Source organism: Brevibacillus sp. SAFN-007a (genome assembly GCF_051967035.1).
Taxonomy (GTDB): domain Bacteria; phylum Bacillota; class Bacilli; order Brevibacillales; family Brevibacillaceae; genus Brevibacillus.
Genome location: NZ_JBQCKK010000018.1, coordinates 14,770 through 38,984 on the forward strand (window position 1 = coordinate 14,770; position 24,215 = coordinate 38,984).

The following is a 24,215-nucleotide window of genomic DNA, read 5'->3' on the forward strand; positions in this document are numbered from 1 at the left end:
GGGCAGAAAGCGGCTGTAGCTACTGGCTACTGGCGTTCAAACCATTTGATCAAAGCCTGTGTCCCGCTGTCCGCCTCGCCTTTTTCCGCCAGCTCCTCGTAGAGCGACTTGGACAACGCAAGACCCGGCGTCAACAACCCCATCTCCTCGGCCGCCTCCAGGGCGATGCCCATGTCCTTGATAAAATGCTTGATGTAAAATCCGGGCGCGTAATTGCCCGCGATCATCCGCGGCGCCAGATTGGACAAAGACCAGCTGCCTGCCGCGCCCGCTTCGATGCTCGTCAGCACGCGCGCCGGGTCCAAGCCCGCTTTTTTCGCATAGGCAATCGCTTCGCACACGCCGATCATATTGGTCGCAATGCAGATCTGGTTGCACATTTTCGTATGCTGCCCGGCACCAGGGCCACCCTGGAGGACGACGTTTTTGCCCAGGATCGCAAGCAGCGGCTTCACCGCGTCAAACGCTTCCTGATCGCCGCCGACCATGATCGCAAGCCGCGCTTCCCGCGCCCCGACATCTCCGCCGGACACAGGAGCATCCAGGGCATGCAGCGCATGCTTTTTCGCTTCTGCGTAAATTTTTTGGGCCAGCGAAGGCTTCGATGTCGTCATATCGATCAAAAAAGTACCCGGCTTCGCATGCGAAATGATGCCCGCCGGACCAAAGTACACTTCTTCCACATCAGACGGATATCCGACCATCGTAATGATGACGTTGGCTTCGACGGCCAGGTCGCTTACCCGTTCCTTCCAGACCGCTCCTGCCGCAAGCAGCTCTTCCGCTTTTGCCTTCGTGCGCGTATAGACCAGCACGCGATACCCTGCCCGCAAAAAATGTCCCGCCATGCTTTTGCCCATGACGCCCGTTCCGACAAACCCGATAACCGTTTCTTCTGCACGTACAGTCACGCTACCAGCTCCCTCGTTTCTCTCTGCGATACCTCCCCGTATAGTTCTGGAATAAAGCGGGATATTCCTGCTGCTCTCTGGCAAAGCGAGCGCCTGCACGGCCACATCTTGCAGCCAACAGGACATATGTCCTTTTTTCTCGCTCGCCCGTCTTTTACTATAGAAGATGCCGCACGTCCTATCCTGTTCTCGGAGGATTGCCATGAAGGAAATACACGATCGCGCTGTACTCCATGCTTTTGTCGAAAACAGCTGTCTGCACGAGCTGTTTGACGCTGCCGCCATCCGCGAAATGCATCTGTACCAGGCGGAAAAAGGCGAGCTGTTGTGCGCCAAGGGCGACGTACTCCAGCACATGTACTTCGTCGTGGAAGGCAAAATCAAAATTTTCACGACGCTTCCCAACGGCAAGTCGCTGCTTTTGCGCTTCAACAACCCGCTCGCGATTATCGGCGACGTGGAGTTCGTCACACGGTTGGAAGCCCGCAACACGGCAGAATTCGTTCATCCGGGCAAGGTGATTGCCCTGCCCTTCCACGTGCTGCACGAGCGCTACCAGAACCATCCGGGCTTTCTCCAGTTCATCCTGCAAAAAATCAGCCACAAGCTGTACACCTCGTCCCACTCGACGAGCCTGAATTTGCTGTATCCGGTGGAAAACCGCTTCGCGAGCTACCTGCTCTCCACGCTGGAAGGCGGCACGCAGCCGGTTGCCTCGGATGAATTGAAAGCGGCGAAGCTCACGGAGGTCGCGGAGCTGCTCGGCACGAGCTACCGTCATCTGAACCGAGTCATCCAGAGCATGAGCGCAGCCGGCATCATCGAGCGGCGAAGAGGAGCGTTGCACATTCGCAATCGGGAAAAAATCGTGGAGCTTGCGAGCGGCAACATTTACGAATAAACAGGCCGCAAAGGAGGTCAGGTACACATGCAAGGCATTCTGTTTTCCTTGCTCGCAGGCGTGTTCATCTGCTTGCAGAGCGTTTTCAATGCCCAGGCGAGCGATAAGCTGGGCCTGTGGCAAACCAACACCATCGTCCACGGGCTTGGTTTTCTCGTCTCGCTCGCCATCTTCGCCATCGTCCGCGACGGGGACTGGCAAAAAATCGGGGAAGTGAACAAGCTGTACTTGCTCGGAGGCGTGTTCGGGGCGCTGATCGTCTTCAGCGTCATGAAGGGCATCACCTTGCTCGGCCCGGCCTACTCCGTCTCCATCCTGCTCATCTCCCAACTGCTTGCCGCCCTCGTGATCGACTCCCTCGGCTTGTTCGGCGTGGAAAAAGTCCCGCTGAGCGCAAACAAACTGCTGGGAATCGGCATCATGATCGCAGGCGTGCTCGTCTTCAAGATGAAATGAAAAAGAGGGCGCTATCCTACGCCCTGCTTGTGAATCGCGCTCGTCTTCTCGCTGTTCTCCGAGCGCTTGTGCGTGACCTCCTCGAAGCGCTGGCTGATTCTCGCCAGCGCAAACGCGACGATGACGGAGAAAAGGACGATACCGTAAAAGCCCGCCCCGATCCCAATGCCAATCCCGCCTGCGAAAAAGATCATGGCGGCAGAGGTCAAGCCTTTGACCTGCAAGCCGTCCTTCAAAATGACGCCCGCTCCCAAAAAGCCAAGGCCCGTAACAATTTGCGCGGCCAGCCGCATCGGGTCCATCATCGTCCCGCTGTCCGGGGCGCTGTAGAGCTTCGTGCTGTATATCGAAACCAATGTAATCAGCGTGCAGGCCACAGATACATACATGTACGTCTTCAACCCGGCCGGCTTGTTTTTGTGCGAGCGATCCCAGCCGATGAACATTCCCAGCACAGCGCTCACGACGACCCGCAGGTACGTTTCCAGGCTCATGATGCCAGGCTGTTCGCCAAACACGTGAAGCAGATTCAACGTCTCCATCTTGTTCACCTTCTTCTCGCGATAGAGACATGATATGTACCGACACGCGATTTGAGACCACCTCTTTTAGGCGAAAAGGGCAAAACGTGCCTCCCGGCTTCACCATGGCCCCGGCGCTCGCAGCCAGCACACCAGCTGCGCGGCGCTCCTCTGCTACCCCCTGATCAGCGTTTGATACATGATCTGATGCACCTCTTCGGCAGACAATCCGTTTGCATGAGGCGCAATTTGCGTCTTCATCCGAATGCCGTACGTCATCATCGTGAAGAAAATCGCGACCTTCTCTGCATCAAGCGTACTCGGAATGACGCCCGCGCGCTGTCCCAACTCGATCCAGTCCTTCGAGGTCTGGATGCTCTCCTCGTGCAGTTTGGCAAGCATGGCGCCAATCACCGGGTCGTCTTTTTTGCTCATCAAGTAAATCAGGATCAGATTGGTCACATCGCGCGGGTCGTGAATGTGGCGCAAGCCCTGCGAGATAATCCCGAGCGCTCCCGTCAATTCGGGGTCCCCTTCCTGCACCGTTTGGTAAAACTGCTGGCTGATCGCGGCAAAACGTCGCTGCAAAAGCAATCCGAACAGCTCGTCCTTGCTTTTTACGTAATGGTAAATCGCTCCCTTGGACAACCCTGAACGCTTCATGATATCCTGCAACGTCGTTTGCTGACATCCTTTTTCCAAGATCAATTCCTCTGTCGCCGTCAGCAGCAATTGAAAGCTGGGATTTTGATGAATCGATGACATGGTCTCCTCCTGTCGAACGATAGAAAATGATTGGGGAAGTCATTTCCTTATGGAATCACTATACAAACCGCCAGTCGGTCCGTCAAGCAAATGGAAATGGACCGCCTTGCTGGCGATCCTGCCGAAAGCCTGTGTCCCAACCAGTTCGGACAACCAGAGCCGCTTCCTGTTTTGCGTTGGCTCACCGCCTGCGTACTAGCTCTGATTCGTAACGGTCGCTTCCGCTGTCTGCTCCAGCTGCTTTTTATATTGCAGGCACGCCTGGCATCTTCTGCTTTTTCTGCCAAAAGCGGTATAGTATTTGAGCTTTTTGCAGGAGCGGCATGTCACGTACAGCGAGCTGGACAAATTGTAGTTTTGCTCGGGGGTGTTTTGCGTGAGGGGAACCGCTTTGTTGAATTTGATGAACAAGTGCGCGGTATGGATAGCATCGACCAAGGCCGAGTGCAATCTTCCTTCCTGCACGATGCCGGCTGCATCGATCGCGTCTTTCAGGCTCATCTGCTTGCGGTCGGCGAGCAGCATGCTGATCGCGGGCTGGATATCGTTGTAGTTGCGCAGCCAGTTGAAGTCGAGTCCGAAGCGGGCGCAATGCTCGATCATCAGCCGCTTGTCGTCCTGGCCCCACGAGCACAAATAGTAGTCCGAGTCCGTGCCGATCCAGTCCAGAAAGTCGGCGAAGGCTTTGCGGAACGGAATAAACGTCGGCATGTTTTCTTTGTCGAGACCGATGAACTTGCGGGTACGCTCCGAGATTCTGCGCTCGATGGCCGGAAAAGTGTAACGCTGGAAGGTGTCCACCTCCACGCCGTTTTCTCCGATGACTACTTTTGCCGCACCCATTTCGATGATTTCCGGAATCTTGTCCCGTTGATGGGTGAGTGTCGTTTCCAGGTCATATACAATGATTTGCAAGCGGGATCACATCCTGATTGTATTCGTTCTCATTATGAACGGTTGCGGGGATGATTGCAAAAGCAACAGGCAAACGCTTTCCTTATTTAATGGATAATTGTATAGGAGCCGGGCCAAAAAACAAAGCAAAAAATGGCTGCCAGACATGGCAGCCACGAAAAGTATCGATTGGATTCCTTTCCGGATTTCAAAACGTCTTCCGCAGCCAGGCGAGCAGCGCCCAGCGTCTTTCTGTCCGGCGCTTGTAGGCGGGCAGTCCCCGGTAGACTTCCGTCGCTTCCAGAAAAGACGCCTTGGCCTTTTCTTTTTGCTGCAATTCGTCGTACACAACGCCCAGCTTGAAGTACGCCTCGCACGACGACATGTTGATCTGCGCCAGCGCTTCCAGGTATTCGAGCGCTTTTTCCCGCTGCTGGCGCTTCGCGTACTCCTCGCCGACAATCAGGTACGGCTCGCCGTATCGGACGCGCGGATTGAGCTTCAATGCCTGCGCGATCAGCTCCAGCCCTTCTTCCATCCGCCCTGTTTTCAGCAAGCAGATACCTTTGTCGCACAAATATTCAGGAGAGTCCTGCATCGCGGACGCAATCCCCTCCAAGTAAGACAGCGCTTCCGGATACTGCCGCTTTTCCATGTGCAAGCGGGCCGCCTCCAGCTTGGCAGGCGTGTCATGCGGATTCAGCCTCAGCTGCGTGCGCAAAGCCGCCAGTCGTCTCCAGCGGCGATACGGCTTCGTGATATCAGGCAGCAGGCGAACAAAACGGCGATCCAGAACATACAGGACCAGCAAAATGAGCAGCATCGCGACAAGCGGATTTCCGGTCAGCCACCATAAGAATGAAAATAAAAACAGTTTCCCCAACGTTTTCCCCTCGATCCTCTTTATTTCCCTCTTTTTTCACTATAAAAGCATGCTGCAATAATTGTCAAATATTGTTATTCGATTAAAAAGGTTACTACGATAGTGGTTGTCATCAGTTTCCGTATAGGTTACTATAATCGTAGTAACCAAAAACCCGATCATGGGAACAAAGGAGGTTTGCCCGCCACCGTGAACATGCAAATTTACATCCTCGCCATCGCTGCCTTTGTGGTAGGAACGGTCGAGTTGATTATCGGCGGCATTTTGGACATCATCGCGGGGGATTTGCAAGTCTCCATCAGCACCGCAGGCTGGCTGATTACGATGTTTTCCGTTGTATTTGCGTTTTCTGCTCCCCTTTTGCTGACGATAACGGCAAAAGCAGAGCGAAAAACGTTGTATGTGGGGGCGCTGGCCGTTTTTCTGGTCGGCAACGTGGTTTCCTGGCTCAGTCCTCATTATTCGATCCTGATGCTTGGGCGAATTCTTTCCGCAGCAAGTGGTTCCCTGATTATCGTGCTGTCTATCACCATCGCTTCCTCGATCGTCAAGGAGGCATATCGGGCGAGAGCGATCGGGGTCATTTTCATGGGCGTGAGCGGTTCGCTCGTGCTGGGCGTTCCGCTTGGCCTTGTCATCGGCAATTCCTATGGCTGGCGCGCGCCGTTTCTGCTCATTTCGCTTTTGACGCTCGTCGCCATGATCGGCATTTTCGCCTTTTTGCCGAAAATCCCGGCAAGGCCGACGATTCCGCTCAGAGAGCAGCTTTTGACGCTGAAAAAACCGAAGATCATCAGTGCGCAGCTGACTTCCGTGTTCATGCTGACCGGGCATTTGACGCTGTACGCCTACTTCACTCCGTTTTTGAAAACGGCGCTCCAGTTGTCTTCCGGCTGGGTCAGCATCGTCTACTTTCTTTTCGGCATCTCGGCCGTACTCGGCGGAGGGGTTGGCGGCTGGGCGGCGGACAAGCTCGGCTCGACGAAAAGTATCTTGGTCATTATCGCCTCGTTTGCCGTCGTGATGTTCCTCATTCCGGCGGTGACGTTCTCGCTGTATTTGTTCCTTGTCGTGATGATTGTCTGGAGCATGCTCAGCTGGGCGATTACGCCAGCGCAGCAAAACTACTTGATCGAGTCGGCTCCCGAGTCGTACGAGATTCAGCAGGGCTTGAACACGTCCGCGCTGCACATCGGAATTGCGCTCGGCTCGGCCGTCGGCGGCTTTGTCATTGAACATCACTCCGTCGTGGACACGGCTTGGGTAGGCGGCATCTTCGTGCTTCTGGCCTTTGTCTGCGCTGTCTTTTCCATTACGCGACCTGCTTCTGCCAAGCTGGGTCCGTCCATTACCATCTAAGGAGGGGAATGCCGTCGCGCCGGTGCGTTCGCCCGATGCGCGACGGCCTAATGATGAGCACACATATTCAAGCCAAACCAGGTGAAATCGCAGAAAGCATCCTGCTGCCGGGCGATCCGCTGCGGGCCAAGTACATCGCGGAGACGTTTCTCACAGACGTGACCTGCTACAATCAGGTGCGCGGCATGCTCGGCTTCACCGGCACCTATCAAGGCAAACGCGTGTCGGTGCAAGGAACAGGCATGGGGATTCCGTCTATCTCGATCTACGTCAACGAGCTGATCCGCGACTACGGCGTGAAAAATTTGATCCGCGTCGGAACGTGCGGCGGCATTCAGAAAGACGTGCACGTGCGCGACGTCATTCTCGCCATGACGGCATGCACAGACTCGAACATGAACCGGCTGACGTTCCCCGGCTTCGACTACGCGCCGTGCGCCCATTTCGAGCTGCTGCAAAAAGCGCACAGCGCAGGCGTTGCCAAAGGCTTGTCCGTACGAGTCGGAAACGTCCTGACTGCCGATGTGTTTTATCGGGAAAGCATGGACCCGGTGAAAAAGCTCGGCGATTACGGGGTACTCGCAGTGGAAATGGAAACGACCGCGCTCTATACGCTTGCCGCCAAATACGGCGTCAACGCCCTGTCGATCCTGACGGTCAGCGACCATATTTTCACGGGCGAGGAAACGACAGCCGAAGAGCGGCAAACGACGTTCAACGACATGATTGTCATGGCGCTGGAGGCCATTGTCGCCGAATAGGCCACCCGGTCAGCCCAAGTAGCCTTGTAGCGATTTTTGGGCTTTCGCACACATAGGCATCTGCATATGGTAAGCAGGGAGAACCACACCCGTGAAAGGAGCAGCACGATGTACCCATCGTATTATCCCCATCCCTGCCATCCCGCCGCTATGCCGGTCAACTGGAATCGGTCGTATTGGGAGAACTACTGGCTTCCGCCCTACACCTACTGGCATGCAAGCTGGGAGGGCGGCTGGAATCGCGTTGCGTTGAAAGACTACGGCCCTCATCCACTGGCGATCAACATTGACGAAGCTGCGAAGCAAAATACAAACTATCGCACCGCCCTGTGGACAGGGAAGCATTTGCAGGTAACGCTGATGAGTATTCCCGTGGGCGGAGACATTGGCTTGGAAATCCATCCGGACACCGATCAGTTCCTGCGCATCGAAGAGGGCCACGGGCTCGTGCAAATGGGGCCGAGAAAGGACAGGCTGGACTATCAGGCCAGACTGAATGGCGACTATGCCGTGATGGTCCCGGCAGGAACGTGGCACAACATCATCAACACCGGAAACGAGCCGTTGAAGTTGTACTCGATTTATGCACCGCCGCATCATCCGCACGGAACTGTACAGCGAACAAAAGCACAGGCCGCCGCAGAAGAGCGCCATCCCTCCTGAATGCGAATGCGCCCGTACACGAAAAAGCGGCTGCCGAACTTGCAGGCAAGCCGCTTTTTCAGAATGGGCAGGTGCGGATGAAAATTCGTCTGCTACCTGCTTTTCGGCAACAGAGGCAGGCGAATGTGGCTCGGGTGCTGTTCATCGTGGTAAATGCGCTGGCGGGCCACCACCGTCTCGGTTTCCGTCGCCAAATCTGTCCCGGTATTCGGATTCGGGAACGAAAAGTTCTCGGCCCCGGACGTGACGCAAACCCGGATGCGGTGACCTTTTCGAAAGACGTTGGCGATTTTGCCCATGCGGATTTCGTAGCGCTCAATCTGTCCTGGCTCAAGCAGCTTCGGCACGGCAAAGGAATGGCGGTAGCGGGCGCAGATGATTCCGTCCGACAGCCGGATCGAGTTGCCCTCTTCATCGACATCGCTCAGGCGCACCAGCCAGTCGGTATCCCGCGCAGAACTTGCCGCGTACAGGACAGCCGAGATTTCCCCCGCGATCGCGACGTCTTCCTGCAACGGCTCCGAGGTGTAGACAAGCACGTCCGGGCGCTTTTCGACCTCCCGGTAATTTTCCGGCACGCTGTTTTCGTTTTCGGACAAATCAAGCAAATAAGGGGCGGCGTCCAGCGGGTCAAACACGTATGTGTCGGCTGGCTCGTTGCCCGGAGTCGCAAGCGTCAACACGCCGTCTCCCGCGCTCGTGTTCGCCTGTCCGTTGCTGCTCAAATAAAACGGCGTATAGACGGCTTCCTCCGGCGGCCAGGTCGCGGACGTTCTCCACTCGTTTTCGCCGACCATGTAATACTGGACGCGCGGCTCATGCTCCACGCCGTTTTCGATGCCTTTCAAATAGCGGTCAAACCAGCGCAGCTGCGTCACGTCCAGATCGTAGCGAATGGCGTTGTTGCCGAATGGCACGTGGTGAATCTCGCGCGTCGTGTTGGCCTTGTGGTACCAGGGCCCGAGAATCATCCGGGTATGTCCGGGCAGATTGCGGGACGCGACCTCCCACGCCTCGCTGGTGCCCATGCCGTTGTCGTCATACCAGCCGGAGACGAGAAACGCCGGGACCCTCACCTGCTCGGCAAACTGCTTCCAGTCGGAGCGCGCCCAAAACTCGTCGCCGTCGGGATGCTCCATCCACTTCGTCCAGAACGGGATTTCCTTGCCCAGCACTTTTTGCGGGATGTCCTTGATCGGCCGCACTTTCAGCACGTCGCTCCAGTCGGAGCGGCTGAGCGCCGCGATATTGCGCCGTTTTTCGGCCATCATGAAAATCCAGGACAGACCTGTCAGAATCGTCCCGCCTTTTCGCGGAATGTCGATGTACGGGGTTCCGACGGTCACGTAGCTGAAAATCGCCTTCAAGTGCGGGTTGCCGCTCGCAGCAGCCGCCCATTGGACGTAGCCGACGTATGAGCCGCCGAGCATCCCGACCGCACCGTCCGACCATGGCTGTCCGGCGATCCAGTTGAGCGTGTCGTCGCCGTCCTCGCGCTCGTGCACGAGCGGAATCCAGTCTCCCTCGGAATCTTCCCGCCCACGCGTATCCTGGACGACCAGCGCATAGCCGCGCGCGACAAACGGCAGGCGGCGAAACACCCCGTCCATCCGTCCGTAAGGCGTGCGCAGCAAAATCGTCGGCACGCGTTCGCCTGGCCGGAGTCCGGCTGGCACCCACACCTCTGTCGCCAGTCGGACGCCATCGCGCATGGCGACATCGCGTCTGCCGAGATGCCGGACGCCGTAGCGCGCCGGGGAAAGCTGCGGGTCGTGCCAGAGCGCAAGCGGAGTCAGATTCTCCCGGCCTTCCTGGACGAGCACGACACTGTCCCCTCTGCCTGTCAACACGAACGCGACCACCTCGTTGTCGCAGACGATCAAATCAATCGGCTGCGCGGCCTCGCGCACGGCCCAGACCCACGCCTGCTTCTGCTCTCGCCCGACGCCGACCGTCCCTTCGTACCGCTCGTAGCGCTGGTAATGCCCTCCCCCTGGCGGATGCATCACCTCGGCCGCGGACCAATCGAGCGCATTCCATTCGTCAAGTCTGCGGCCCAGCTCGTGCACGGGCAATTCGTAAACGGCTCTGTCCGACGCAAGCGGTTCGAAGCTTCTCGCCGCTTTTTCTCCCGTCTCCCAGCCTGTCGGACGATGCCACACCTGTTCGCCTGCAAAGCAAAGGTCTGCGACATGAACGCCCGATTGATAATAGCCAAACATAGGTCCAGACGGCTGCCTGTTGTCCATCGTGCTATCCCCTCTTTTTCCGATCGTCACTTCCACGTTTCCTCGTAGATGCGCAAATAGTTTTTGCCGAGGATGTCCTCGATCTCCCCATCCTTGTATCCCCTCGCCATCAGTTCGTGGGTAATGAGCGGCAGCGAGGCATGGCCTTTGACGACATCGAACGGCATCTCCTTCGCCTTGGCGAGCTTGTCCAGCGGGATGTATTTGGCCAGGTCGTCGCACAGGTCAAGGCCAAGCCCGATATGCTTGCTGCCGACGAGCTTTTTCATATGGTCGACATGATCGACCAGTCGCTCGATCGTCGCTTCCGCTCCGCTGCTCGCCGTAAACATGCTGAAGCCATTAAGCCCGACCAGCCCGTCTTTGGCAGCAATCGCCTTGATCTGCTCATCCGTCAGGTTGCGCATGGTCGGCACCAGGCTGCGGCAGTTGGAATGCGAGGCGATCACCGGCTTTTGGGCCACCTCCATGACGTCCCAGAAGCCTTCGTCATTCAGATGGCTGACATCAACTACAATCCCCAGCCGCTCCGCTTCTTCGACCAGCGCTACGCCAAAGTCCGTCAGCCCGCCTTTTTTCCCTTCGCGCACCGGAGCGAAAAAGCTGCCGTCTCCCGCGTAATTGCGGCGGCTCCACGTCAACCCCAGCATCCGCACGCCCAACTCGTAAAAAATCCGCAGCAGGCCGAGATCGTTGTACAGCGGCTCTGCTCCCTCCAACGAGAGGATGAACGAGACTTTGCCTGCCTGTCTGGCTGTGAGCAGGTCGTGTACATGTTTGGCGATCACAAACTGGTCGCCGGACTCCGCCGCTTCCGCATGCAGGGCGCTCACCTGGTTCAGCGCCTTGCGCAAGGCCATCTCCGGCACAAACGCATCTTCGACGAATACAGCGGCCACGACGGAATGCACGCCGCCCTGCCGAAACCGCGGCACATACTCCGTCTCGATCAGCTTCGTCCGTCCGTAGCCGCGTTGAATCTCCACATCCATCAAAAGGTCAAAATGCCCGTCCAGCACATGGACGCCATCGTGAAAGCGCCGCGCCTGCTCCACAGTCACCTCTGCCATGCTCGCTCATCTCCCGTCTTTTTTGTCCAAGTAGTTGTAGATGGTGTATTTCGACACATCCAGCAAATCGGCCACATGCTGGACGGCCCCTTTGATTAAAAACAGACCGACCTCGTCGAGCAAATGGATAAACTGGATCTTCTCTTCTTTTTGCATCAAAGCGATCGGCTTGCCTGTCTTTTTCAGACAGTCGTCGATCATTTGCTCCATCAGGCTGGCGACAGTCGGCGCGAACGTTTCTGCCGTCCGCCCTTCCTCCGCCTTGTCGGCAAACGCCATCATTTCGCTCAGGGCCGACTGCGCAATCGCGATAGGCGTAAGGTCGATGTTGATGCACAGGCTGCCGATCACCTGTCCGTTTTCGTCCTTGATATAGAGCGAGCTGGACTTGATCTGCTTGCCCTTGATCGTGTCGTTGCGGTAGTTGAGGTCGTAGTCCTCCTGGTTCGTCTTGGCGGTACGCAGCGCCTGGAGCGCCAGATTGGTAACAGGGGAGCCGACCTGTCTGCCGCTCACATGGCCGTTGTGGATCGCAATGATCGAGGAGGACACGTCCGTCAGATCGTGCAGCACCACTTCGCAATGCGAGCCAAACGTTTTCGCCAGCCCCTCCACGACGGGTATGTAGCTGGCGAGAATCGGATGAATCGGTTTGGTCATGAAACAAGCCTCGCTTCCCGTTTTTGAATGATGGCAAACGATGTCAGCTGATCTCCACAATCAGTTCAATCTCGATCGGATTGTTGAACGGCAGGACAGAGGTTCCGGCAGCCGCCCGCGCATGCTTGCCTGCCTCGCCGAACACTTCGATCAATAAGTCGGAGGCGCCGTTGATTACCCGCGGCTGCTCGTAAAAATCCGGCGCACTGCTGACGAGCGCAAACAGCTTGACCATGCGCACAATCCGGTCGAGATCGCCAAGCTCGGCTTTCAGCATCGAAAGCAGATTGAGCGCGGTGATTTTCGCCGCTTCGTACCCTTGTTCCATCGTCACGTCTGTCCCCAACCTGCCCAGGTAGAGCGGCTTGCCGTCGACATAGCAGCCCGCGCCGGACGTGTAGAGCAGATTGCCCGTCCGCACGCACGAGACGTAGTTCGCCATCGTCGGCGGTGGCGGCGGAAGCGTATAGCCCAGTTGCTGCAACCGGGTTTCGATTTTTGACATCGTATTCCCCCCTGTATGTATGAAAAGTCAGAAAGCTGTTTTCGTTACGTTAACCATACTATTGGGATCGCTTCTTTTTCAACAATTTTTTAGAAGAAAATTAATTTTTTAAAATCCATCCCGACAAAAAAGCCAGTCACGCTCGTCGACTAGCATGTCTGGCCCAGCTGCACCTGCCACAGCGGTTTTTCCCTTCTCGTTTCGAACGGAACGGCGTCTCTTCAATAACGAAGCTGCATCAGGATGCTTCTGATCTCGTCGTCATTCATCATGAGATCGTAATGCTTTCGGCTGATTTTTGCCAGCGCCAGATCGTGGTAGAAAAATTCCGTGAACACTTTGACAAACGGCTTGGACATTGTCTTGATCGCTTGCCACGACTGGTTCTCCTCACAGGCAAAAATGACTTCGCGCTCGTCGATAATCAGCAGACGAAACCGCTCCAGCGTATGGTGCTCTTCTGCCGGAATCAACGTATGCACTTTGGCGATGTTCGGCTTCAACGATCCGACGACAAGCACCTCCACGTCGATTCCGTCCGCTTCTTTTTTTTCCAGGAGCGGCAAATACTCGACCAGATCGTCTTTCCATGCCGAAATGCGGATCGAGCTTTTCGCCTCCTCGATCATTTGCTTGCTCTGCACCCGGATCGACGTGTCAACCTTCAAGCTCCAAACCAAATCCTCGGAGTAGGACTTTTTTTGGGACTGGATTTTCAGTTGCTTGATGTTGTCCTGAAACTCTGCTGTCAGCTTTTCGATGGCAAGCGGCAGGGGCAAGGCGCTGTAGAGCTTTTTCTTTTCCGATACCGAGTCCAGCACCATGCCCTTTTCGATCATGCGCGACAGCACTTCGTAGATTTTCGCTTTCGGCACGCCGGAATACTTCACGATTTTCGTCGCGTCCAACGGTTCCTCGCTCGACACCAGCGCTTCAAATACTTTGCTTTCATACTGCGAAAAACCAAATTTTTGTAACATGCTTCCTCCTGCCCGTATCCACTGGTTATTCCTTTCTATGATAAAGCATAGTGGGGCACAAAGCCAATGAACCTCACGCATTGACAGGCGGCTGGCTTCCATGTAAGCTGGTAAAGGCTATCTGGTTACTCCATAGGTAGTAACTAAAATTCAAAATCGTTGCACTTCTCTTTCAACATGCTTTGAAAGCGGATCCATAAGCATGGAAGGGACATGCACCTCACGCAACACGAGATACTTGTTCATTATGGGAGGCAGAAAGTAGCCATGAATGTCGTTTTTTTGTTGACGGGTTTCCTGTTTGTGTTCGGCCTGGGCTTTGCGCTCAGCCATAATCGCAGAGCCATCAAGCTCAAGCCGATTCTCATCATGATTGTCACCCAGTTGGTGCTGGCCTTTCTTTTGCTGAATACCAAAATCGGGATTGACCTCATTCTGTTTATTTCCGAAGCCTTCGATACATTGATGAAACTGGGCATCAGCGGAGTGGACTTCGTGTTTGGCGGACTGGAGAACAACGGTGCGTCCAGCTTCTTCCTCGATGTGCTGCTGCCGATTATTTTCATCTCCGTGCTGATCGGGATTCTGAACCATTTTCACATCTTGCCGCTGCTCATTCGCTTCACCGGCTTTGTATTGAGCAAGCTGAACGGGATGGGCAGACTGGAAAACTACATTGCTGTCTCCTCTGCTTTCCTCGGGCAATCGGAAGTGTTTCTGACGACGAAAAAGCAGTTGGGGCTCGTCTCCAGCAAGCGCCTCTATACGCTGTGCACCTCTGCCATGAGCGCGGTGAGCATCGCCATCGTCGGCGCCTACATGACGATGCTGGAACCGAAATACGTAGTCGTCGCCATCGTTGTGAACATCCTGTCGGCGCTGATCGTCGCCAACATCATCAACCCGTACGAACTGACGGCGGAAGAAGACTTGATCGAGCCGGAGGAAGAAGGAGAAAAGCCTGCCTTTTTCCAGATGATTAGCGAGAGCATCGTGGACGGGTTGAAAATCGCCGTCATCGTTGGCGCGATGCTGATCGGCTTCATCGCCCTGATGAATCTGGTCAACGAGCTGTTCTTGCTGATCTTCCGCATCTCCTTCCAGGACGTACTCGGGTACATGTTTGCTCCTGTCGCCTTTTTGATGGGAATTCCCCAGGCGGAGATCGTTACGGCTGGCAGCATCATGGCGACGAAAATCGTCACGAACGAATTTGTCGCGATGCTCGACTTCAAGGAAATCGCCAGCAGCCTGTCCACCAAAACGGTCGGCATCGTCTCGGTCTTCCTCGTCAGCTTTGCCAACTTCGGCTCCATCGGCATCATTACCGGCTCTGTGCGGGCACTGAATGAAAAGCAGGGCGATCTCGTGGCGAAATTCGGCTTGAAGCTTTTGGTCGGCTCCACACTGGCCTCTGTGCTATCCGCCACGATCATCGGCGTCTTTTTGTGATCGTCGTCCGACGCTAGGCAAACATAGACACGCAAAAAAACAGGCATGCCGCTATGCCTGTTTTTTTCGTGCCTGTTCGTGCCTGTCTGGCTGTGCCAATGGCTTGGGGCAGCCACGTTTTCGAATGTTCCTTCAACTGATCCGGCTGATCGTCGGCTGGTACATGGAAACCGCATCACACGAGCGTCTGCAAAACACGATGGGGACGTGTTTTTGCTTCGCCAGCTTCTTGATGTTTTTGCTGAGACTGTGACTGACGAAGTTGATAAAGACGAGAACCAGCTCCGTATCAGCAGGAATCGTCGCCTTTACGTCCGATTTTTTTCGGCCGGATACGTGATACACATTGCGAAAACCTTTATCCTGCAACAAGCTTTCAATTTCCCCTACCCGATCTCCACCTACGACAAGAACGCCTGCCATAACAAAGCTCCTCCTCTCTATTCTCCCGTTAGCTCCAGTCAGTTCTCGACCTTTTGCCTGTCTGTCCGCTTGCTATCTGCCTGTTCGCGCCTGATTGTACTTCGTCTCCGCCTTTTCAGCGGGGAGCCTGTATTTTTCGGTCCGCTCGATCTGGACCACCTGCGAGTCGTGAACCACGATATGAATGGAGCCGTATTCCAAGCTGTCCAAGGCACGCTCGATTCTCTCCCACAATCGTTCATCCAGGGCATTGTCTTTTTTGGCCATATGGTCATTCCTCCCTGTATTGGCAATTTCAAAATGTATATTATTCCTACCTATTTAGTATGTTTTGTTCCCTAATAATACCCCTCGCTCCCCTTCTTTGTCAATCCAGAGCGCAGGGGCTTCGAGAGGTTGCGCCAATCATCATCCTGGAATCCGCGCATGGTTCACAGACGGTCGATGCAGGCATGCCTGCCGCTCGATCCATCTTGCACGGCTGCTCCGGTGCTTCACCTCTTTTCGGGTTGGTAGCAGAAAGGCTCCCGACGAACAAGACATGCTGGTTGTCTGCACGGGAGCCTTCGGTAGTCCGATCAGCTATTCACAAAAACCGATATGCTTACTATGCTTTATATGGAGTGTACCATACGCTTTCTCTCTCGGTCAATGCCGCTGCTCACCCTTTTTCGAGCAAGCGGACAACGCACAAACCGAATGCACGGGCGACCTTCTTCCTTCGCTCATTTCGGCTGCATCCGAAGCGCCCCATCGAGCCGGATCGTCTCTCCGTTCAGCATCGGGTTGGTGATGATGCTGCTCACCAGCTTGGCGTATTCGCCAGGCTGACCTAAGCGGGGCGGAAAAGGAACCGTCGCTCCCAGCGCTTCTTTTGCGGAGCGCGGCAGCTTGTCAAACATCGGCGTATCAAACAAACCGGGAGCAATGGTCATGACCCGAATTCCGTAAGGCGCCAGATCTCTTGCCAGCGGCAATGTCATGCCGACGATTCCCCCTTTGGAGGCGCTGTAGGCCACCTGCCCCACTTGCCCGTCAAATGCAGCGACAGAAGCCGTATTGATAATGATGCCGCGCTCGCCCGTGTTGTCCGGTTCATTGCCAGCCATCTGCTCGACCGCCATGCGAACGACATTGAACGTGCCGATCAGATTTACCTGGATGACCTTGCTGAATGCCTCCAACGAATGAGGGCCTTTTCTGGACAGCGTCTTTTGTCCCAGGACAACGCCCGCGCAATTGATCGCGGCATGAATGGTGCCAAAGGCACCCGCTACGCGATCAACCGCCTCCCGAACGCTCGCCTCGCTCGTCACGTCGGTCTGTACGAACAAGGCTCGCTCACGTCCCAGCTCGTTTGCGAGGGCGTACCCGCGTTCGAGGTCCAGATCAAGAATGGCTACTTTTCCTCCGTGTTCAACCACATTCCTCACCGTGGCTTCTCCCAGCCCGGAAGCTCCACCCGTTACAATGGCAACCACATCCCGAATTTCCACGCCATTCTCCCCCTTCCATCCCATCGGTATTCACAACATCGGCCGCGCTCCTTGCATGAAAAACCCGCTGTCCTTCTGCTCGCCAAGCGGACAGGCAGCATTTCGCCAAGGGAAACATTCGCCTATCAGATAGTATTTTATGAATCACCTGCAAAAAAATGGCAATCACTTCACAAACACTGAAATGGCCTTTGCGCCTTTGCGCCTTTGCGCCTTTGCGCCTTTGCGCCTTCGCGCCGTCACGAGCCGGGCCGTTTCCGGCGCCGACTGTGCCGCCCCCTCGGAAGTGCCGTTCTCGTCAGAATTATCCGATTATTCACGAGCCATTTTTTCTGGAGCCGCCAGATGCGGCACGTTCTTTCGTCCGCGACGAACCGGGACTTGTCCAAGGGGCGGAAAACAAGCCGTTTCGCCAGGACCTGTTCGACAGACGCATCGTGATTGACCTGAGAATCCCTCCCCTGCCCGAACGCCTTTTAGACATTGTACCCTTCGCCTATTCTTTCATCAACTGCTGCCCCGAAATTTACGGCATAGACCGGATCAGCGAGGCAAAAAAAATGCCAGTACCAGTCTTGGAGAAGACGGCAATGGCATCGGACTACCATTTGATTTGGTCACTCATACGGATGATGGCCTGCGCGACTTTGGCTTCGTAGCTTTCCCTGCTGCACAGCTCGTTCCACAGCTGCTCCCGTTCTTCCTCTGAGAGCTGCAACTGATCGACGCGGTCCTCTTGTTCGGCTTCCCGAAGCGGAGCGGCATTCTGGACATTTTCGCCGCCACGGCTGACGAGTCCGTACACCAGCAGCATGTTCAACAGCTTGTCCATCTGCGCCTGTTTCCGAGCCAGATGCGGTTCCATCCGCTTGGCGACCAGCCACAGCTTCTCCGTTTGCTCTCGTGCGGTTTGCATGACTTTTTTGCACCTCCACACTCCCTATATCTAAACATAACTAATTATATCTTATTATAGTGAATGTTTTGCAAAAGAGAAGTCAGATCCCCTTACACGAGAGCCTTTTTGTTACCATAAGATTTCCTCCAGCCCATCCCTCCCAGGGAATGCTAGTCGGGCACAGCTTCGCCATCACTCTCCGTTTCCTGATTCAACTGCACGGCACGTTTAATTTTCTGGGAATGTCCGAATCAAAAGCGGGTGTATGTACGATGGAAAAAGAATATCCTTCGTGGACAAATGAAAGGCGATCTCCATGAAAATCATACGTGATATCGTGCGCTTTTAACCGATGTGACAGCTCTTGTACATACTGGCGATCAGGCGTTCCAAACGAAATATGCATGTTCGGCGGGAGAGCTTTCATCGCAATCGGAATCCATGGGCGATGGCACCAGTTCGCGACAATATGTGCCGTTCCGCCAATGACAAAATTCACAACCTCTTGATCCTTTACTGTTTTCATATGGAGCGTGGATTTTAGCCATTCTCGGAATACAGGCACACTTTCCACTGGACATCCCACTTCTCTTACATACAAGATATGCAGGGGAGTACACGGGACGAGAACATCTTCCTGGACGTACTTATGGGCAATAATCTCAAGCAAATTTCCGTCCCCATCCGTAAAATATAGATTCAACCGCTCCCCCTCTTCATCGATTTCATGACCATCTTCCCATCTCGCTACCAACAAGCCAGATTCCCGAATCTTCTTGGCCGATTCGTAAAATTTCGAATAGGGTACCTGAAAAGCAAAATGAGCTGGCGAAATCGGCGCTCTCCCTTCTTCAAACGATAAGGAAACATGCGGGGTTAGTGCAAACGTGATTTGCTGATCCGTTTTTGTTAAAACGGGGATGCCAAGCCGGTCGGCATATACTTGTTCAACGCGTTGCAAAGAAACCGTCTGCAATTTCAATTCTGCAAAATGTGTAATCATACTGTCTCCCCTTTCTTTCGCTCCATGATTCAGATTTGCAACTACTATATTTTACCATACTCACTGATCGGTTCCGATCAACAAAGCAGGGCGAGATAAAAAAACGGCTGCCCGCCAGTCCATGAAAACGACTGGCGAGCAGCAGCTCCCTCTTCCCGCTAGGCAACGATTTCATTCCATCGTCAAAACGACGCGGCCATTGATTTGACCTTTTTCCAGACGCTCCAGCACTTCGTTGATCTTGTCCAGCGGCTGCGTCTCGATGATGGCGCGGACTTTGCCGCGCGCCGCGAAGTCGAGCGCTTCCTGCATGTCTTTGCGCGTTCCGACGATGGAGCCTTTGACGGTTACGCCGTTGAGCACCGTATCGAAAATCGGGATGGGCAGCTCGGCATTCGGCAAGCCGACTACGACGAGCGAACCGCCGCGGCGAACGGACTTGTACGCTTGCTCAAACGCTTTTTTCGTCACCGCCACGCTGATCGCGCCGTGTACGCCGCCGATCTGCTCCTGAATCGCCTGCACAGGATCAACCTCGCTGCCGTTTATGGTCAGGTCTGCTCCTAGATCTTTTGCCAAGTCCAGTTTTTCCTGGTGAATATCGACCGCGACGACGTTGTAGCCCATCGCCTTTGCATATTGCAACGCTACGTGGCCCAGCCCGCCGATGCCGTAAATCGCGACCCATTCGCCCGGCTTCACGTTCGCGACCTTCAGCGCCTTGTAAGTCGTGACGCCTGCGCACAAAATCGGCGCTGCCTCTACATCGCCCAGCTCATCCGGGATACGCGCCACATAAGCGGCCGGGGCCACGCAATACTCTGCGTAAGCTCCATCTGCGGAGTAGCCGCCGTTGAGCTGCTTTTGGCACAGTGTCTCCCAGCCTGTGAGGCAATAGTCGCATTCGCCGCACGCCGAAAACAGCCACGGAATCCCTACGCGATCGCCCAGCTTGAGCGACGTGACGCCTTCGCCGAGCTTTTCCACCACGCCTACCCCTTCGTGTCCCGGGATCAGCGGCAGCTTTGGTTTGACGGGCCAGTCCCCGTGCGCCGCATGCAGGTCAGTATGGCAGACGCCGCACGTCTTGATCTTCACCAAAACCTCGCCGTAGCCGACCTCCGGGACCGCTACTTCCTTCACTTCCAGCTTTTGATGGAACTCGTTGACTACTGCTGCTTTCATCTGGACCATCCTCCTCTTTCCCCCTGGGTATATGTAGCCTTTGTTCGGCGGTGATCCGCCTTACGCCCCTTTATTTGTTGCAAGCAGCGTGCCAAGTTGTAAGCGCTTTACCTTTCGCGGTTTTTGCCGATCGCCAGCACACATTTGCGATCTGATTGGCCGTTTTTTCGGCCCTGTCAGCCAAACATTCGGCCCATCGGCCAAGCTTTTGGCCAAAAAAGGGGATTCTCTCCTGTCTGCGGTATTACTACATAGCGGGAAAAAGGGGGAAAACGCATGCAAATCTTCAAGTTCATGACACCGGAGATCATCTTCGGCAACCAGTCCATCGGTCAGGTCGGCGAAAGCCTTCGCAGATTGGGAGCCTCCCGTGTCTTTCTCGTCAGCGATCCCGGAGTCGTGGAGGCAGGCTGGGTCGAGCGGATCATCCACTACTTGCAGCAGCAACACCTCGATTACCATCTGTGGACAAACGTGACCGCCAATCCGAAAGATTACGAGATTCACGCCGGAATCGCCGCCTACCGCGCGGGCGAGTGCAATGCGATTCTCGGCGTTGGCGGCGGCAGCGCCATGGATGCGGCCAAAGCCATCGCCCTGCTTGCCACCAACGAGGGCAGCATCGTGCAGTACGAAGGCGTCGATCGCATCCTGCATCCGCTCCCGCCTATGGTCATGGTGCCGACCACCGCCGGCTCCGGCTCGGAAGTATCGCAGTTTTCCATTATTGTCGACAGCAAGCGAAAAGTAAAAATGACGATCGTCTCCAAATCGCTCATTCCCGATATCGCCATCATCGACCCGCAGACCTTGATGACCAAAGACCGACAGCTCACCGCCAATACAGGCATGGACGTCCTGACGCATGCCATTGAATCGTATATTTCGCTCGCCGCGACACCGCTTACCGAGGTGCACTCGTTGCAGGCGATGCGGCTGATCGCCCAGCATTTGCGGCCATCTGCCGCCAGCCAGTACAACGCCGCTGCCAAGCAGGCGATGGCCATGGCGAGCTTGCAGGCGGGCATCGCTTTTTCCAACGCCATCCTCGGAGCCGTTCACGCCATGTCCCATCAGCTGGGCGGCATTCTCGACGCGCCGCACGGGGAACTGAATGCGATCCTTTTGCCTCACGTACTCGAATACAACTACATTGCCGCCCCGGAAAAATACAGGCAAATCGCTGAATGCCTGGGCGAAAACACCGCGGGCCTGAGCACCCATGACGCTTCCCGCCTCGCGCTGAAAGCGGTGAAGGACCTGGCAAACGACCTCGACGTCCCCCACTCGCTGTCTGCCATCGGACTGCAACCGGAACAGATCGAGCTTGTAAGCTCGCTCGCCCTGCTCGACGTGTGCATGACCACCAACCCGCGCGACATGAGCGTCCAGGACGTCGCTGCCCTTTTTCGCCAGGCATTATAGGAGGCCGCCATGCAAAACAAACAGGAGATATTGGAAAAGCTCACCGGAATATCGTCGTCGCGCAAAAGCTACTACAGCGAGCTTGTCTATCTCGTGGAAGAAATGAAAAAGAAAAACCGCCAGCTCGCCGTCATCAACGAGCTGACGCAAATCCAGATCAACGCCAGCTGGCCGCAAACCAGCAGCTATCTCGCCGCGCAGCTGTCGCAAATTCTCGCCTTCCAGCATTTTGCGCTGACGATTGGAAAAGGCGACATGCCTGCTTCCTACTTGTGCGTCTGGGCCGACTCCGACTGGCAAAGCCGCACCTTGACCCATCCCGCCGCGGCAGACCCGGCGCAGTTTATCGAGCAGGTCCACCAGAAGCTCGCAGAGGTGCTGCCGCAGCATTTTCCCACGTCCGTTCCGCTCCGCAGCCAGCTGAACCGGACGTTCGGCTATTTGACCCTGCTGCACCAGGAAAAGCGCCAGGCGGACAAGGAAGAGGCCGAGCTGATCGAGCTGGTCGCCAGACACGTGGGCGTCGTCGTGGAAAACAGCCTCTTGTTCCAGGACGTGAACGAAAAAATCAAGATCGAAGCCCAACTGATCCAATCCGCGAAGATGGCCGCAATCGGGGAAATGGCCGCCGGAATCGCCCACGAACTGAACAGCCCGCTGACCGCGATCCTCGGCAATTCCCAGCTGCTCCTGCGGGAAATGGCGGATGGCCCCGAGGCTCCGCTCATGCGGGACATTTACCAGTGCGGGGTGCGCTGCAAAAAGATCATCCAAAACTTGCTGACGTTTTCCCGGCAGGAGGAGTATTTGTTTGAGACTGTCTCCATCGACGAGGTCGTGGAAGATGTGCTCGGGCTGATCGGCTATCAGCTGTCTGTCTCCGGCCTGACGATAACCCGGGAAATGAACGTGCCGAGCCTGCTGTTTTACGGAAGCCGCCATCAAATCGAGCAAATCGTCATCAATCTGCTCTTGAACGCCAGAGACGCGCTCGCCGAGAGAGACGACCCGCAGATTGTCATTCGCTCGTTTCTCGCCGAAGAAGCTGGCGTCCGCTACGCGGGCTTGTCCGTGTACGACAACGGCACAGGCATCCCCGAAGACCGGCTGTCGCACATTTTCCAACCGTTCTTTTCCACGAAGGAACGGACAAAAGGAACCGGACTGGGCTTATCCGTCAGTCTCGGCATCGCGGAAGCGCACGGCGGCAGACTGTTTGCGGAAAGCGAAGAGAATCGCTACAGCAAGTTTACGCTGCTGTTACCCCTGCTGGAACGAGAGGAGGACACCCATGGAGCGGAAACGGATTTTGCTTGTCGATGACGAGACGGAAGTGACCACCTTTTTCACTTATTTTCTCCAGCGCAAACCGTGCGAGGTCGTCGTGGCCAATACGGGCAAGGAGGTCAAACGGCTGCTGCATGACGCCTCCCAGCGCTTTCATGCCGCCCTCGTCGATTTGAAGCTGCCGGACGCCGACGGCCTGGAGCTTTTGCGCGAGATCAAGGCGGCCCATCCCGCGTGCGAGGTGCTGATTATGACAGGCTACAGCACGATCAAATCGGCGGTCACCGCGATGCAGTGGGGCGCCAAGGATTACCTGGAAAAACCGTTTGACGACCTGGACAGCCTGGAGCAGGTTATCGATTCGGTCCTGTCTGCCGAAGCGAAGCAAAAAGATGACCGATCCCAAGAGGCCGCGCAATATGGTATCGTGTATGCAGCAGAAAGTCCGATGGCCCAGGTGACGGCCATCGCCAAAAAATTGGCCAAAAAAGCCATTCACGTCCTGATCGAAGGAGAAACAGGCACAGGCAAGGAGCTGTTGGCCCGTTTTCTCCACGGTACGAGCAACCGCGCCCAGCAGCCGTTCATCGCCTTCAACTGCGGCGCCGTCCCGGAGTCGCTTTTGGAAAGCGAGCTGTTCGGCTTTGAAAAAGGCGCGTTTACCGGGGCGATCCGATCGCGAAAAGGCTTGTTTGAGTTGGCGCACAACGGCACGCTGTTTCTCGATGAGATCGGCGAAGCCCCTCTCTCGATTCAGGTCAAGCTGCTCCGCACGCTGGAAACGGGCGAATTCATGCGGGTTGGAGGCGAGCAGGTCGGCCAAAGCAACATCCGCTTCATCTCGGCCACCAACCGCAACCTGGAGCAGGAAGTCGAGATGAACCGTTTTCGCAGCGACTTGTTGTATCGGCTGGAAGGGATCAAGCTGGCGATTCCTCCCCTGCGCGAGCGGACTTGCGATATCCCGGTCATCGCCCGCGCCTATTTGCAAAAGCGCAGCGGCACCCCGTGCGAGATCGAGGCGGACGCCCTGGAGCTTTTGCAGCGCTACGACTGGCCGGGCAACGTCCGACAGCTGATAAACGTACTCAACCAGACCCTCGCTCTGCACGAGTGCGAGCGACTGCGCGCGGAGCATCTGCCCGCCCAGCTGCGGGAACGAGCGGCGCAGCCAAATCAGCACGGACAACAGCCGCCAGCAGACCAGCCGCAGTCCCGCAGCATCGAGCAGGCAATCGAGCGCGAATGCGCGCGCTTTGTAGAATCGCTCACCCGCCACATCCAATCCGTCGAAGCCGTCGACTTCGACTACTTGCAAAAAAGAATCAAGCTCCTGGAAGGCGAAGTCGGTCGGGCGATCATCGAAAAGGGACTGCGCGAGACAAACGGAGACAGGCAGCTATTGAGCAAGAAACTCAATATCACCAAGCGGACGATCCGCTACATTCTCAATGAAAAGGGGTAATGC

25 protein-coding genes are annotated in these 24,215 nt (G+C 55.7%); 9 read left to right on the plus strand and 16 right to left on the minus strand.

The features are described 5' to 3' along the window. Window positions 1–26: 26 nt before the first annotated feature. The gene (locus ACTHO6_RS16935; RefSeq protein ID WP_440242933.1) at window positions 27–1,196 is read right to left on the minus strand and encodes an NAD(P)-dependent oxidoreductase; all 1,170 of its coding nucleotides are present in this window, start codon (window positions 1,194–1,196) and stop codon (window positions 27–29) included. Here ACTHO6_RS16935 and ACTHO6_RS16940 point away from each other — a divergent pair. Continuing rightward, on the plus strand, window positions 1,114–1,812 hold the full coding sequence (locus ACTHO6_RS16940) for a Crp/Fnr family transcriptional regulator (RefSeq protein WP_440242934.1): 699 nt from the start codon (window positions 1,114–1,116) through the stop codon (window positions 1,810–1,812). The genes ACTHO6_RS16935 and ACTHO6_RS16940 overlap by 83 nt on opposite strands. Window positions 1,813–1,839: 27 nt before the next feature. Next, window positions 1,840–2,268, plus strand: coding sequence for a DMT family transporter (locus ACTHO6_RS16945; RefSeq protein ID WP_440242935.1), 429 nt, complete (start codon window positions 1,840–1,842; stop codon window positions 2,266–2,268). A gap of 11 nt (window positions 2,269–2,279) precedes the next feature. On the opposite strand, the gene ACTHO6_RS16950 is transcribed toward ACTHO6_RS16945, so the two are convergent. The 4 genes from ACTHO6_RS16950 to ACTHO6_RS16965 form a co-directional block, all read right to left on the minus strand. Next, a complete protein-coding gene (locus tag ACTHO6_RS16950; protein WP_440242936.1) occupies window positions 2,280–2,810 on the minus strand; it encodes an MgtC/SapB family protein in 531 nt (176 codons plus the stop codon). Between the two features lie 153 nt (window positions 2,811–2,963). Next, on the minus strand, window positions 2,964–3,554 hold the full coding sequence (locus tag ACTHO6_RS16955) for a TetR/AcrR family transcriptional regulator (protein ID WP_440242937.1): 591 nt from the start codon (window positions 3,552–3,554) through the stop codon (window positions 2,964–2,966). Between the two features lie 195 nt (window positions 3,555–3,749). Then, the gene (locus tag ACTHO6_RS16960; protein ID WP_440242938.1) at window positions 3,750–4,469 is read right to left on the minus strand and encodes an exonuclease domain-containing protein; all 720 of its coding nucleotides are present in this window, start codon (window positions 4,467–4,469) and stop codon (window positions 3,750–3,752) included. A gap of 187 nt (window positions 4,470–4,656) precedes the next feature. Next, window positions 4,657–5,331: a tetratricopeptide repeat protein gene (locus ACTHO6_RS16965; RefSeq protein WP_440242939.1), complete on the minus strand. Its 675-nt coding sequence runs from the start codon at window positions 5,329–5,331 to the stop codon at window positions 4,657–4,659. Between the two features lie 189 nt (window positions 5,332–5,520). Here ACTHO6_RS16965 and ACTHO6_RS16970 point away from each other — a divergent pair, with 189 nt between their 5' ends. The 3 genes from ACTHO6_RS16970 to ACTHO6_RS16980 all read left to right on the plus strand — a co-directional run bounded on the left by ACTHO6_RS16970 (window position 5,521) and on the right by ACTHO6_RS16980 (window position 8,114). Further along, window positions 5,521–6,690: an MFS transporter gene (locus ACTHO6_RS16970; RefSeq protein ID WP_440242940.1), complete on the plus strand. Its 1,170-nt coding sequence runs from the start codon at window positions 5,521–5,523 to the stop codon at window positions 6,688–6,690. A gap of 53 nt (window positions 6,691–6,743) precedes the next feature. Beyond that, window positions 6,744–7,451, plus strand: a complete 708-nt coding sequence (deoD, locus tag ACTHO6_RS16975) for a purine-nucleoside phosphorylase (protein WP_440242941.1) — start codon at window positions 6,744–6,746, stop codon at window positions 7,449–7,451. A gap of 108 nt (window positions 7,452–7,559) precedes the next feature. Then, a complete protein-coding gene (locus tag ACTHO6_RS16980) occupies window positions 7,560–8,114 on the plus strand; it encodes a cupin domain-containing protein (RefSeq protein WP_440242942.1) in 555 nt (184 codons plus the stop codon). 92 nt (window positions 8,115–8,206) lie between these two features. Here the strand turns inward: ACTHO6_RS16980 and ACTHO6_RS16985 are convergent, their stop codons facing one another. The 5 genes from ACTHO6_RS16985 to ACTHO6_RS17005 all read right to left on the minus strand — a co-directional run bounded on the left by ACTHO6_RS16985 (window position 8,207) and on the right by ACTHO6_RS17005 (window position 13,578). Next, the gene (locus tag ACTHO6_RS16985) at window positions 8,207–10,363 is read right to left on the minus strand and encodes a CocE/NonD family hydrolase (protein WP_440242943.1); all 2,157 of its coding nucleotides are present in this window, start codon (window positions 10,361–10,363) and stop codon (window positions 8,207–8,209) included. Window positions 10,364–10,389: 26 nt separating this feature from the next. Continuing rightward, window positions 10,390–11,433 (minus strand): dipeptidase, encoded by a 1,044-nt coding sequence (locus ACTHO6_RS16990; protein ID WP_440242944.1) that lies wholly within the window; start codon window positions 11,431–11,433, stop codon window positions 10,390–10,392. Between the two features lie 6 nt (window positions 11,434–11,439). Beyond that, window positions 11,440–12,093: a helix-turn-helix transcriptional regulator gene (locus ACTHO6_RS16995; protein ID WP_440242945.1), complete on the minus strand. Its 654-nt coding sequence runs from the start codon at window positions 12,091–12,093 to the stop codon at window positions 11,440–11,442. Window positions 12,094–12,136: 43 nt separating this feature from the next. Next, window positions 12,137–12,598, minus strand: coding sequence for a RidA family protein (locus tag ACTHO6_RS17000; RefSeq protein WP_440242946.1), 462 nt, complete (start codon window positions 12,596–12,598; stop codon window positions 12,137–12,139). A gap of 221 nt (window positions 12,599–12,819) precedes the next feature. Beyond that, on the minus strand, window positions 12,820–13,578 hold the full coding sequence (locus ACTHO6_RS17005) for a TrmB family transcriptional regulator (RefSeq protein ID WP_440242947.1): 759 nt from the start codon (window positions 13,576–13,578) through the stop codon (window positions 12,820–12,822). Between the two features lie 267 nt (window positions 13,579–13,845). Between ACTHO6_RS17005 and ACTHO6_RS17010 the strand changes: the two genes are divergently transcribed. Further along, window positions 13,846–15,030, plus strand: a complete 1,185-nt coding sequence (locus ACTHO6_RS17010; protein ID WP_440242948.1) for a NupC/NupG family nucleoside CNT transporter — start codon at window positions 13,846–13,848, stop codon at window positions 15,028–15,030. 132 nt (window positions 15,031–15,162) lie between these two features. Here the strand turns inward: ACTHO6_RS17010 and ACTHO6_RS17015 are convergent, their stop codons facing one another. The 6 genes from ACTHO6_RS17015 to adhP all read right to left on the minus strand — a co-directional run bounded on the left by ACTHO6_RS17015 (window position 15,163) and on the right by adhP (window position 20,035). Continuing rightward, the gene (locus ACTHO6_RS17015) at window positions 15,163–15,453 is read right to left on the minus strand and encodes a DUF2325 domain-containing protein (RefSeq protein ID WP_440242949.1); all 291 of its coding nucleotides are present in this window, start codon (window positions 15,451–15,453) and stop codon (window positions 15,163–15,165) included. 72 nt (window positions 15,454–15,525) lie between these two features. Further along, on the minus strand, window positions 15,526–15,720 hold the full coding sequence (locus tag ACTHO6_RS17020; protein WP_440242950.1) for a YezD family protein: 195 nt from the start codon (window positions 15,718–15,720) through the stop codon (window positions 15,526–15,528). A gap of 458 nt (window positions 15,721–16,178) precedes the next feature. After that, the gene (locus ACTHO6_RS17025) at window positions 16,179–16,949 is read right to left on the minus strand and encodes a 3-hydroxyacyl-CoA dehydrogenase (protein WP_440242951.1); all 771 of its coding nucleotides are present in this window, start codon (window positions 16,947–16,949) and stop codon (window positions 16,179–16,181) included. A 601-nt stretch (window positions 16,950–17,550) separates the two neighbouring features. Beyond that, window positions 17,551–17,865, minus strand: a complete 315-nt coding sequence (locus ACTHO6_RS17030; RefSeq protein ID WP_440242952.1) for a hypothetical protein — start codon at window positions 17,863–17,865, stop codon at window positions 17,551–17,553. Window positions 17,866–18,058: 193 nt separating this feature from the next. Continuing rightward, the gene (locus ACTHO6_RS17035) at window positions 18,059–18,850 is read right to left on the minus strand and encodes a VOC family protein (protein WP_440242953.1); all 792 of its coding nucleotides are present in this window, start codon (window positions 18,848–18,850) and stop codon (window positions 18,059–18,061) included. A gap of 171 nt (window positions 18,851–19,021) precedes the next feature. Further along, window positions 19,022–20,035, minus strand: a complete 1,014-nt coding sequence (gene adhP / locus ACTHO6_RS17040) for an alcohol dehydrogenase AdhP (protein ID WP_440242954.1) — start codon at window positions 20,033–20,035, stop codon at window positions 19,022–19,024. A 276-nt stretch (window positions 20,036–20,311) separates the two neighbouring features. Between adhP and ACTHO6_RS17045 the strand changes: the two genes are divergently transcribed. The 3 genes from ACTHO6_RS17045 to ACTHO6_RS17055 are packed head-to-tail and all read left to right on the plus strand — an operon-like array spanning window position 20,312 to window position 24,212. Beyond that, window positions 20,312–21,460: an iron-containing alcohol dehydrogenase gene (locus ACTHO6_RS17045; protein WP_440242955.1), complete on the plus strand. Its 1,149-nt coding sequence runs from the start codon at window positions 20,312–20,314 to the stop codon at window positions 21,458–21,460. Between the two features lie 9 nt (window positions 21,461–21,469). Further along, window positions 21,470–22,783, plus strand: a complete 1,314-nt coding sequence (locus tag ACTHO6_RS17050; RefSeq protein WP_440242956.1) for a sensor histidine kinase — start codon at window positions 21,470–21,472, stop codon at window positions 22,781–22,783. After that, window positions 22,752–24,212, plus strand: a complete 1,461-nt coding sequence (locus ACTHO6_RS17055) for a sigma-54-dependent transcriptional regulator (protein ID WP_440242957.1) — start codon at window positions 22,752–22,754, stop codon at window positions 24,210–24,212. The genes ACTHO6_RS17050 and ACTHO6_RS17055 overlap by 32 nt, the downstream gene beginning before the upstream one ends. Window positions 24,213–24,215 lie beyond the last annotated feature (3 nt).